Annotated in this window: 11 protein-coding genes; 5 read left to right on the plus strand and 6 right to left on the minus strand. The window is 55.2% G+C overall.

Features of this window, described 5'->3' with window-relative positions; genetic code table 11:
• The 4 genes from QCH34_RS01495 to QCH34_RS01510 form a co-directional block, all read right to left on the minus strand.
• The coding region (locus QCH34_RS01495; RefSeq protein ID WP_300328951.1) for a DUF2102 domain-containing protein at positions 1 to 149 on the minus strand (149 nt) is incomplete at its 3' end.
• Positions 146 to 1,672, minus strand: a complete 1,527-nt coding sequence (locus QCH34_RS01500) for a methanogenesis marker 3 protein (protein ID WP_300328922.1) — start codon at positions 1,670 to 1,672, stop codon at positions 146 to 148. The genes QCH34_RS01500 and QCH34_RS01495, both read right to left, overlap by 4 nt.
• Position 1,673: 1 nt before the next feature.
• Entirely contained in the window at positions 1,674 to 3,290 is a 1,617-nt protein-coding gene (gene atwA, locus QCH34_RS01505; RefSeq protein WP_300328926.1) for a methyl coenzyme M reductase system, component A2, read from the minus strand.
• A gap of 46 nt (positions 3,291 to 3,336) precedes the next feature.
• Complete coding sequence (locus QCH34_RS01510; RefSeq protein WP_300328930.1) at positions 3,337 to 4,176, minus strand: HAD-IC family P-type ATPase; 840 nt, start codon at positions 4,174 to 4,176, stop codon at positions 3,337 to 3,339.
• A gap of 43 nt (positions 4,177 to 4,219) precedes the next feature.
• On the opposite strand from QCH34_RS01510, the gene QCH34_RS01515 reads away from it, so the two are divergent.
• Both QCH34_RS01515 and dapF read left to right on the plus strand, forming a co-directional pair.
• A complete protein-coding gene (locus tag QCH34_RS01515) occupies positions 4,220 to 5,149 on the plus strand; it encodes a ribose 1,5-bisphosphate isomerase (RefSeq protein ID WP_300328933.1) in 930 nt (309 codons plus the stop codon).
• A gap of 108 nt (positions 5,150 to 5,257) precedes the next feature.
• Positions 5,258 to 6,082: a diaminopimelate epimerase gene (dapF, locus tag QCH34_RS01520; protein ID WP_300328936.1), complete on the plus strand. Its 825-nt coding sequence runs from the start codon at positions 5,258 to 5,260 to the stop codon at positions 6,080 to 6,082.
• 84 nt (positions 6,083 to 6,166) lie between these two features.
• On the opposite strand, the gene radB is transcribed toward dapF, so the two are convergent.
• Together radB and larC are read right to left on the minus strand one after the other, a co-directional pair.
• Complete coding sequence (radB, locus tag QCH34_RS01525) at positions 6,167 to 6,841, minus strand: DNA repair and recombination protein RadB (RefSeq protein WP_300328939.1); 675 nt, start codon at positions 6,839 to 6,841, stop codon at positions 6,167 to 6,169.
• Positions 6,823 to 8,031, minus strand: coding sequence for a nickel pincer cofactor biosynthesis protein LarC (gene larC / locus QCH34_RS01530; RefSeq protein ID WP_366898194.1), 1,209 nt, complete (start codon positions 8,029 to 8,031; stop codon positions 6,823 to 6,825). The genes radB and larC overlap by 19 nt, the downstream gene beginning before the upstream one ends.
• Before the next feature lie 16 nt (positions 8,032 to 8,047).
• On the opposite strand from larC, the gene QCH34_RS01535 reads away from it, so the two are divergent.
• From QCH34_RS01535 to QCH34_RS01545, 3 genes are all read left to right on the plus strand, one after another.
• Positions 8,048 to 10,456: a CDC48 family AAA ATPase gene (locus QCH34_RS01535; protein ID WP_300328942.1), complete on the plus strand. Its 2,409-nt coding sequence runs from the start codon at positions 8,048 to 8,050 to the stop codon at positions 10,454 to 10,456.
• Positions 10,457 to 10,536: 80 nt separating this feature from the next.
• The gene (locus QCH34_RS01540) at positions 10,537 to 10,686 is read left to right on the plus strand and encodes a hypothetical protein (RefSeq protein WP_300328945.1); all 150 of its coding nucleotides are present in this window, start codon (positions 10,537 to 10,539) and stop codon (positions 10,684 to 10,686) included.
• 132 nt (positions 10,687 to 10,818) lie between these two features.
• Positions 10,819 to 11,240, plus strand: a 422-nt coding sequence (locus QCH34_RS01545; RefSeq protein WP_300328948.1) for an SIS domain-containing protein, incomplete at its 3' end; no start/stop codon positions are given.

Below are 11,240 nucleotides of genomic sequence, written 5' to 3' on the forward strand. Positions count from 1 at the left end.
ACCTGCACCCCGAAACAGGTCTCCTTGATCATAATGCCCATCGCAACCTCGTAGGCGGCGATAGCAAGATCCTGCGGGGTGGTCGTTGGTGATTCGACGAAGACATATTTCGTCTCGGTGCCGACATACTCGGGATTGTACTCTTTCATCTCTTCACCTCCCTGATATAGACGGGCATTCCTTCCTTGAGCTTCCCAAGCTTCTCCAGATCGTGCATGGTTCCGATGATGTTTGTTCCCTCAAAAGGCTCAGCAGTCGGGCCGAACTCGGCATTCTCCGAGTCACGCACCCCGACAAGCCCGGCCCCTCTCCGGGATGCATTCGTCATCCCAAGCGAGCGCTTCGGAACAGAACCAACAGGTATATTCTCCGGGATGATATTGATCTTCTCGGGGATATCCGGTTCAAACAGCCAGACATCATCAAAACTGAAGAAGAACGGGAGCATGCCGATCGAGTACCTCTTCAGCCCTGTGAACCTGCGGAATATATCGACGGTGCGGGGGGCCATCTCATCAAAGAGCGTGACATCGATGACATCATTCTGATCCATCGTTGTGACGGCCACCTGCTTCTCTTTCAGCACCTGGAGGGTGGTGCCCGGCTCCTGGCTTATGATAACCCGTTTGGCGATCTCTGAATCAGCATTCAGAGAGATACCCCGTTTCTTTGCATATGAGAGGGCATCTCCAAGATGCATGCCCAGCAGATCGAACCGCTCCGGTTCACAGACAACAGCACATGATTCTCCCTCTGAGATCAGCCTGATGAGTTCGATCCCATGAGTCACCTGCCCGATGACGGTGTGGTGCGGACTCGTTGCCACATCATCGCGGTAGATATAGATCGCACCGGAGAGCTTCCCTTTCGTCCGTGCGGTTACCGCACCTTCACGCCGGGGGGCTTTCTGTTCATGCCTGATATCCATGCGGCCGAGATGCGCATCCATGCAATGAGTGGATGTGGTTCTCTCTGCATGGAAGATCCCGGATTGCAGGGAGAAGAGGAGGTGATCCACCGAATCAGCAAACGTGGTATCAATATTCTCCCCGGAATAGCCGTCTGCATGAATCCGGATATGGGAGATGATCTCCATCCCCTCTTCAAGAGGGAGGGAGAGATCGGTTGTCGTAATCGTATGGGTGCTATCAGCCCAGCTGATCATCCGCTCGATCCCGGTGATCCGATCCCCGGTATCAAGCCTGTCAACTGCACCACGACCGGCAACAACACGGCCGATGATCCCTCCGCCTTCTGCTGCACCGTGATCTGCCTGGTGCTCTTTTCTGGATACGATCAGGTAGGAGCGTTGTGTTTCATAGCCTCCACACCCGATCAGGATATCTCCGCGTGCATACCGGGAAGGACGGCGTGAAGGTTTGAAATCGGATGGAAAAGGCCCAAATGCCGCGGCGTACCGGTCAGACCAGTGGAGAGCCGGGTTGAAGGATGCATCATGCGGATCGGGAAGGCTCACGCTGCCATCCGGGATCTCGGCAACAAACTCCCCTTTGGTGGTGGTGATCCGAAAATGGCGTGTCACCTCTTCAGAGACGACACCGGGCCTGATGATTGCCAGGGATAATGCCGGGTTATGATCGGGAAGGATATCCTTCAGGCATGCTCCATCATCTGCCTGGATTGCCGTGCCATCCAGAGTGACCCTGACCATGCTATTCTCCCGCGATAGCCTTGTTCATGATGTCGCGTTCTTCTGCGGTGAGAAGATCCATAATCTCCTGTGTCGGACCGATAGCAACGATCTTGCCTCCACGCATCAGTGCGGCGCGATCGCAGACCTCCTGCACAAACTCCATGTCATGTGAGACGATAACAAAGGTTTCGTCCATCTCCTCACGTGAGTGAAGAATTGAATGCTTTATATCGACTTTTGTGATCGGATCCATGGTTCCGGTCGGCTCATCGAGGATGATGATCTTCGGCTCACGTATCAGGACCTGTGCCAGCGCAACACGGTGGCGTTCCCCTTCAGAGAGGGAATCAGGCTGCCGGTTCAGGATTGCCCGCCCCTTCTCTTCAGTGAAGCCTGCCATCTTCAGGGTGATCATCGCCTTCCTGATGGCAAGCTCCTTTGGAAACTCAAGACCGATCGAATCTGTCAGGTTGTCAAGGACGGATCTGTGCGGGAAGAGGTCGTATTCCTGGTGAAGGAGGCCGATGTACATCTTGGCACGGCCACGGAACTGGTATCCCGGACGGGTCATATCGACCCATTCATCACCGATCTTGATATCGAGCCTGCCGCTTGTAGGCTCAAGGATCCCCGAAATAATCCGTGAGAGTGTCGTCTTTCCTGCACCGCTTGTCCCGATGATGCCGAAGATCTCCTTCTCCCGGATCTCAAAATCGACCCCGTCAACGGCCCGGATCACACCCCGGTCAACGGATATATATCGCTTCTTTAAATTTTCAGATCGAATGAGGGCATTACCAAACTCAGGTGCTGCAAAGACCTCGTCATCATGGTGATCTTTCATGAAGGTGGCGATAACCTCTTCCGGGGTTCCGGTGGCGGTGATCTCGCCGTCTGCAATGAGGATCGCACGATCCGCGACATCCTTGATTGCCTGGGCAAAGTGGGAGGTGATGATCATCCCCATAGATGCGGAGCTTGCAGCCTCTTTCAACATCTCATGAACGACACGAGCCATCTTCGGGTCGAGGGTTGCGGTTGGTTCGTCAGCGAAGAGGAGGAAAGGTTCTTTTGCAAGCTGGCGCGCAAGAACCACGCGCTGTTTCTCACCGCCGGAGAGATCACGGGCAATATGCATCATCCGGTGCGAGAGCCTCACCTCATCGAGGAGATCAGCGGCCCGTGATACTGCTTTTCCTGAGGGATAGCCGGTATCTTCGAGTGCCCTGAGGACATTCTCGATGACACGGTCGTTTCCATACAGCGCAAATGTCCGCTGGAACATAATCGCGGTTCTCTGCATCAGTTGGCGTTTTGTAGAATCGTCCTCATTCCAGAGATCTACATCTCTCTTCTGAAGGGTTCCGGCATTACAGCGGGAACAGGTGGATTCAGCCTTGCTTGCAAGCTCAATCCGACCGCAGGAATCACACCTCGAGATGTGGTATATGACCCGCCCCCCAGTCGGCGGTTGATCGATTCCACGGATAAGGTGAATCAGGACGGTCTTTCCTGCACCGCTCCTGCCGATGATACCGACGGTTTCACCTTCTGAGATCTCAAGATTGATGTTATTGAGTACTCTCGCGCCATTAAAGTCCATGCAGAGGTTTTCGACTGAGATAAAGGGTTTCATGAAGCAGCCTCTTGAGTAGTATGTAGAAGAAGGAGCATATTAGTCTTTATATGTGAACAGTCTTCCCGGGATCTGATCGCAAAATCTCTTCAATAATACAGATTACTTCATTGAGTTCATGAATCGTATAGTTGGCAGCAGCTTCCAGAGCTTCAATCCGCTCACCGGGCTGCTGCTCCGAAAGGATGGCAATATCCGCCTCCCTCATCGCCCGGAGATCATTGATCCCGTCTCCGACCATCAGGACGGTATCATAATTGTCTTTTAATCTCCGTACGATCTCCGCCTTCATCGTCGGGGTGGCAACGCCGAAGATCCGGTCATGCGGGATGCCGAGATAATCTCCCATCCGCTCAAGTTTTGATCCCCTGTCCCCTGAGGCGATGAAGGTGGCGATCCCCATCTGGTGGAGCCGGGTGATCGTCTCTTTCGCACCGGGAAACGGGCTTCCCCCGGCTGTTATTGCGAATTCGATCATCCTGCTTCTGACATTGAGGATCACGCCCGAGTTGATCGCTATCACCGGCTTGATGTGGCTGCACCGGTTCCAGACACTGCGTATCGTCTCCTGGAGATCGCCAACAGCGGCATACTCTTCATGATAGAGGATATCGGCCACTTCATCCTGGGTGATCACGCGGCGCCCGCAGGATATGCCAAATTCAATTTTTTTCCTGCAGAGAAATGCAGAGAGAAGCTCGTCTTTGTCTGCTTTAATGACATCCTCGGAGTGTACATGGAGAAGCACCAGGATTCGATCGGGATCATCAAAGGTGAGAGTGGTTGTCTCTATCTCCTCGATGATCTTTCCTGCCGAGATCTCTTTTGCAACCCGGTAGGTACGGAGGAGCGTCCCGGCACTGTCAAAGACTACTGCGATCGTCATCCAAAAGCCACCTTTATCAATGATAAGTACCGTCGATTGATATATGCCACTGATCAGGACAGCAGATGCCATCCGCTCGATGGAGATACGGGGTGCCGGACGGATTGCGCGTGCAGCAGCAGCAGCACTCAGGGACCATGCCGGGGCAACAGAAACAACAGTGAAGGCTGCTTTTTGTGAAGAGATGAACTGGGCAGCAGCCCTCCTCCGTTCCACCCGCCCGACAGCCGTCTCACTCCCCAATGCGATTCATATCGTCATGCGGGGCCTTGAGGATGCAGCAGATGCGGAAGATGCGCGCGGTATTGTCCAAAGAAATGCAGATGCCTTCATCCGGTCCTCTGAAGAGGCTGTTTCAATGATCGCCACAATCGGTGCGAACCAGATCAGGGATGGAGATGTGATCCTCACCCACTGCAACTCAGAGGCGGCACTCGCCTGTATCATCGAGGCGAAGCGGCAGGGAAAAAAAATTGAGGTCTATGCGACCGAGGTCAGGCCATGGAACCAGGGTCTCCTGACAATCAGGGTACTGAACCAGCATGAAATCCCAACACACTATATCGTCGATTCAGCTGTCCGCGCCTTCATCAATGATGTCGATATAGCGATCGCCGGAGCGGATGCAGTCTGTTCCGATGGGAGTGTCATAAACAAGATCGGGACCTCCCAGATCGCCCTTGCTGCACACGAGGCACGTACCCGGATGATCGTTGCTGCCGAGACCTACAAGTTTGCACCCCGCACCCTCGCCGGGCATACCATCCCGATCGAGGAGCGGCCGGGCTCTGAGGTGCTTGCTGAAGATCTTGCATCTGAGCTCCCTTTTGTAAGAGTTCGAAATCCGGTCTTTGACGTAACGCCGGCAGCATATATCGATGCAATCGTGACGGAAACAGGCCTGATCCCTCCGTCATATGCCCCGTTCATCATCAGGGATCATCTCGGATGGGATCTTTCGATGATCAGATAAGACGGTGTCTGAGGTATCCGGATGCCGGATCACCCTTCGATTCCGTGGATGATACATTTTATAGCTCCCCGGACAAGGTAAATGAGAAGATTACATGAGGAGATGTTCATGGGAGTACAATTTGTAAAATTACAGGGAAATGGCAATGATTTCATCCTGATCGATGAGATGGAGAACGAGATCATCCCTGAAGAGATGAAAGCCGCTTTTGCGATGCTCTTCTGTGACCGCCGGTTTGGTATCGGGGGCGACGGTGTCCTCTTCATCTCAAAGTCCGAATCTGCGGATGTCAAAATGCGCCTCTTCCAGCCCGATGAATCTGAGGCAGAGATGTGCGGAAACGGGATCCGCTGCCTTGCACGGTATGCATATGATCAGGATTACATCAAGAAGGAGAGCACGGTCGAGACGCTCGCCGGTATCATGCCGGTTACTCTTGGATACCAGAATGATGAGTTCTATGCAACGATCACAATGCCAACCCCGGCATTTGCAAGGAGCAAAATCCCCGCAACCGGGACAGGCGAAGATGATTACTCGGAGCATATCGGCACCTATCAGGTTTATGCCGTCAATACCGGTGTTCCCCATGCGGTCGTCTTTGTCGATGAGATCGGGGCGATCGATCTGATGAAGCTTGGACCAACCATCCGGAACCATCCCACCTTCCCAAAGGGTGCGAATGTCAACTTTGTCGAGAAGGTTGATCAGAACCTTCTCAGGATCAGGACATTCGAGCGGGGTGTTGAGGCCGAGACCTGGTCCTGTGGAACCGGTGCTACAGCATCTGCGGCGGTTGCCCACAAGCTCGGTTATGTTAAGAGCGATTGCATCGTTGAGACGAAGGGTGGCCCGCTTAGGATCCGCTTTAATGAGACGGTCACAATGACCGGCCCCGCCGAAGTCGTCTTCATCGGGATGATCGAGCTCTGAAGAGAACGAGTATTGATAATTCCGGGATTTATCCCGGATAATCGTTTTTATTGATATACTGCCCGATTTATCTCTGCATAAAGATCAGCATGATCTGATCCCATCTTCTGTAATGGCAAAATCAAATGATTCCCCTTCCGGGCGGGATCGATGCTTCATGACGATCGCCCGGCGGGTGCTGTCTCTCCGTTCGATCCTGATGATCGCCTTTGAGATGTGTGACAGGGTCGTTCCGCCGAGACCTGAGAATGTGCCGGTTGACGGATCCATGTACACCTGGTTGGTAATTAAGACCGGAACCTGGTTTTTTCGCGCAATTGCCAGAATCTCGATCATCTGTTTCCCAAGCATCCGCTGCACATCGCCCCGTTTCTCCAGTTCTGATCTGTAAAGGGCGGTTGCCGAATCCATCACGATTAAACCGATCCTCTGTTTTGTGAAGATCTTCTGTGATTCAATGATCATCAGCCCCTGTTCGGCAAAATCGATCGGCTCATACAGGTAGAGACGGGTGGCAAGTTCCGGTGCGGCATCCTCGCCACCGCAGATCTGGACGAACCGATCGGGTGAGAATCCTTCGGTATCAAAGAAGATGACCCCGGCACCCTCCTTCAGGGTGGCAACCGCCGCTATGATGGCGAGCGTGCTCTTGCCGCTCCCCGGCTCCCCATAGATCTGGGTGATCATCTGCCTCTCAAGGCCGCCACCGAGGATCCGGTCCAGATCCGGGCTGCCTGTGCTTACGCGTCCTGTCTCCACCCTTCCAGCTCCCGGTATGCGATCTCCTCGGCTCTCCTCTTCAGATCACGGACACTCAGCCCATGCCGCTCAGCGGCGGTAGCAACAGCATCGAACTCTGCTTTTACGGAGATGATCTTTCCCTGTGAGTACCCGATCTTCACGGGAATCTCGTCTCCTTCCGGTATCCGGATGGTGATCACCAACCGATCCGCAATGAACCGGTGAACCGACGGAATGCACCGGACTCCGAGCGTTCCCAGCTCTTCTGCCATGACGCCCGCAAGGCGCTCAGAATCTTCCCTGCGGCAGATCACCCGGATCAGATGGCCGGGCCTTCCCTTCTTCATGATGATCGGAATGGCTGACGCATCCCGTGCACCCTCGCGGTGGAGACGGGCGATCGTATAGGCGATCACCTCGCCATCGACATCGTCGACATTCGTCTCCAGGATATCCACCGTCGGGAGGCTCTCACTGCTCTCAAGGATCATCACCCTGAGGACATTCGGACGGTCTTTTGGGTCTCGTGTACCCGCACCATACCCGACTGCGGCGATGGTGCCGTTCTCGTCTCCTCCCGGAAAGGCTGCCGTGAACTCTGCGAGAAGTGCAGCCCCCGTCGGGGTGACCAGCTCCCCGGTCTCTTCCTCCGTCCTTCTGGTGAGAAGCCCTGAATCTTCAAGGATATACGCAGTTGCCGGTGCCGGAACCGGCATGATCCCATGCAGAGACCTGACCGTCCCCCTGCCAAGCGGGATCGGGAGGACTGCGACAGCATCCGGTGCAAGTGAGAGGAGGGCGGTGCATGCCCCGATCACATCCGCAATCGCGTCATCCGCTCCGACCTCGTGGAAATGGGCATGGTCACCATGGACGCGGGTCTCTGCATCATGGATTCTTGAAAAGATCCGCGCCGCCATCTCCTTTACCCCGGCTGTCGCATCAGCCTCCCTGAGGCGGGTGAGGACCTCATCCAGCGTCCGGGTACTCTCCCCCGCATGCGTCCTCAGGTATGTCGACCCGATACCACACCGCAAAACCCGTGATATCTCCGGTTTTCCGACAAGTGAGGCCATCGCCCGGATCACCGCCTCCTCATCAGCACCAGCGGCAAGGAGGGCTCCTGTGATCATATCTCCCGCAGCACCATTCACCGGGTCAAAGAGGATCGTCCGCATCGAAAAAACACTACTTATATGTCCGGGCACCGTTGACAATAAAGTAATGCCTGAAGTGTACCTGAAGGTCGATTCGGCCTATCCTGAAGATCTGGGTGGAGGGAAGGCACGCCTCGATCCAGAGACGATGCTCGCACTCCGTGTCTCCCCCGGCGATCTGATCAAAGTCGAGGGGAAGAAGGAGACGCTCGCAAAGGTCTGGCGTGCGATGGCGAAAGACTGGGATCAGCAGAAGATCCGGATCGACAAATTCACCCGTGAGAATGCGGCTGTTACCATCGGCGATCGCGTGAAGATCTCTAAAGTGGAGGCGGTGATCGAGGCAAAAGAGGTGGTGATCGCGCCGCCCGAGAACCTGCCCCCACACCTGACCATTCATATGGAGCATGCCGCACAGGGTCTGATCAACTACCCGGTTTCGATCGGCGATGTGGTTCCGATCCGTGCGATGATGATCCCCCAGCTGATCGAGTTCAAGGTGATCTCCCTTGAACCAGAGGATGCTGTAATCATCACCAGAAATACCACCATCACCGTATCCGACAAGCCCGTTCCCGGATTTGAGGGGCTGAAGCGGATCAGCTACGAGGATATCGGCGGATTAAAAGACGAACTCCAGCGGCTCAGGGAGACGATCGAGCTCCCGATCCGCCATCCCGAACTCTTCAAGACCCTTGGGATCGAGCCGCCAAAGGGTGTCCTGCTGTATGGGCCTCCCGGCACCGGAAAGACCCTGATCGCACGGGCTGTTGCCAATGAGTCGGGTGCGAACTTCATATCGATTGCAGGGCCCGAAGTGATCTCGAAGTACTATGGCGAATCCGAACAGCGGCTCCGCGAGGTCTTCGAGGAGGCAAACGAGAATGCGCCCTCGATCATCTTTATCGACGAACTTGACTCAATTGCGCCGAAACGCGAGGATGTGACCGGCGAGGTGGAGCGGCGGGTGGTTGCCCAGCTGCTGACGATGATGGACGGGCTTGAGGAACGCGGGCAGGTTGTTGTGATCGGCGCAACCAACCGGCTGGATGCGATCGATCCCGCCCTCAGGCGCCCCGGCAGGTTCGACCGCGAGATCGAGATCGGGGTGCCGCCGCATGCAGATCGCCAGGAGATCCTCAATATCCATACCCGTGGCATGCCGATTGACGAAGGTGTCAGGATCGATCTGATTGCCGGCCGGACACATGGTTTTGTCGGGGCTGATCTCGCCGCCCTCGCACGGGAAGCTGCGATCCGTGCCCTGAGACGGTATCTGCCCGAGATCGATCTCGAACAGGACTCGATACCACAGGAAGTACTTGATAAACTGAAGGTGACCGCGGATGATTTCCGCGAAGCACAGCGTGAGGTCTTCCCCTCAGCGATGCGTGAGGTGATGCTGGAGGGAACCAACATCACATGGGCCGATGTGGGCGGCCTTGCTGCTGCACGGCAGGAGATTCGGGAGGCAGTCGAGCTTCCCCTCACCGACAGGGAGAAGTTTGAAGAGCTTGGGATACAGTCTCCAAAAGGTATCCTCCTCTATGGCCCTCCTGGTACCGGGAAGACCCTGATCGCAAAGGCTGTTGCAACCGAGTCGGGTGCGAACTTCATCCCGATCAAGGGACCCCAGCTCCTCTCCAAATGGGTTGGGGAGAGTGAACGGGCGGTTCGTGAGATCTTCAAGAAGGCCCGGCAGGTGGCACCTTCGATCATCCTCTTTGATGAGATGGATGCCCTCACCCCGGCTCGCGGGGGCGGGGATTCCAATCATACCATCGAGAGTGTTTTAAACCAGATCCTAACCGAAATCGACGGGATCGAGGATATCCGCGATGTGATCGTGATGGGAGCAACCAACAGGCCGGATATTGTCGATCCCGCCCTTCTCCGGCCCGGCAGGTTCGATCGGCTCGTCTATATCGGGGAGCCTGATGAAGAGGATCGGAAAAGAATCCTCTGGATCCATATGAGGAGCATGCCGATTGAAGGAGGAACGATTGAAGAGCTCATCACTCTCCTTGAAGGCTGTGAATATGGCTGCATCGAGAAGATATTCGAGTCAATCGGAGAAGGAAAAGAGATCACCGCGGATGCAATCCGGGAAGCTGCATCTGAGATGCCGAAGAAGGAAGGGGCAGGATTGAAGAGGAGCGAGATCCGAAAACTCATCCACGATCTCGCCTCCCGGTTCAATCAGCAGTCCCCTGATCCGGCACGTGATGCGATCATCGGGACAGTTGCAGCCCGGACTGCCGGATATGTCGGATCCGATCTCGAAGGGCTCTGCCGTGAGGCAGGAATGCTTGCGATGCGGGAGGGGGTAACAGTCGTCTCCACCCGCCACTTCGAAGCTGCTCTGGAGAAGGTGAGGCCGACGATGAACGAACGGCTGACTGAATACTATTCCCGGATACAGCAGCACTTCAAAGGCGGGCTTCCCCGGCAGTCACAGCCGGTCGAATATCAGTAACACTCTTGTATTCTGAGGAGAGACCCCTCTCCTCATGTCTGCTGAAGGGATAGAGGAACCACAGGAGCACTGGTCTTCCGGTGCTGGATCTTCTTGATGAGACTGCGGGATCCTTTGGCCTTCCCCTGACGGCACTGTTCATGGCAGTTGCATTCGGCTGGATACTCGATCCCCATCTGCTCAGGGAGAAGGGCGGGCTGAAAGGTTTCATTCCGCATCTTATCCTTTGAATATGCAGGTATCTGATCCCCCCGGTGCTGCTGATCACCCTGATCCTCCTTGGCATCGGGATGGTCAGGGGATGACCGATATCCTCTTACCCCGTCATGATCCAGAAGTGATCAGATATGACAGGGGATAGCGTGAATATATCGGATTATATGCTCAGGACGGCGGAGATGATCATCCGTGTTGCCGAGGTGATTGACGAGGAGGAATCACGGCAGTTCATCTCCGAGATCCTCTCCGGAAGGAGGATATATGTCACTGGCGCCGGGAGATCCGGGCTTGTTGCCAAGGCATTTGCGATACGGCTGATGCACCTTGGGTTCCCCTGTTATGTGATCGGTGAGACGATCACCCCTGCCTTTGATTCCGGCGATATGCTCGTTGTCTTCTCCGGCTCCGGCGAGACAAAATCGGTGGTGAGCGCGGCTGAGAAGGTGCGTGAACTTGGAGGGTGGTCCTGCCTTATCACCGCAAATCCGGACTCACAAGCAGCCGGGTATGTTGATCTGGTCATCGATCTCGGTGAATCGTCCGGAAATAGTGCTGATCTTCCACC

Source organism: Methanocalculus sp. (assembly GCF_029762515.1).
GTDB lineage: Archaea > Halobacteriota > Methanomicrobia > Methanomicrobiales > Methanocorpusculaceae > Methanocalculus.

Excerpts from the sequence above, each read along its gene's own strand:
- atwA (WP_300328926.1), bottom strand. The coding sequence starts at position 3,290 with ATGAAACCCTTTATCTCAGTCGAAAACCTCTGCATGGACTTTAATGGC.
- QCH34_RS01515 (WP_300328933.1), top strand. The coding sequence starts at position 4,220 with ATGCCACTGATCAGGACAGCAGATGCCATCCGCTCGATGGAGATACGG.
- QCH34_RS01500 (WP_300328922.1), bottom strand. The coding sequence starts at position 1,672 with ATGGTCAGGGTCACTCTGGATGGCACGGCAATCCAGGCAGATGATGGA.
- dapF (WP_300328936.1), top strand. The coding sequence starts at position 5,258 with ATGGGAGTACAATTTGTAAAATTACAGGGAAATGGCAATGATTTCATC.
- QCH34_RS01510 (WP_300328930.1), bottom strand. The coding sequence starts at position 4,176 with ATGACGATCGCAGTAGTCTTTGACAGTGCCGGGACGCTCCTCCGTACC.
- QCH34_RS01535 (WP_300328942.1), top strand. The coding sequence starts at position 8,048 with ATGCCTGAAGTGTACCTGAAGGTCGATTCGGCCTATCCTGAAGATCTG.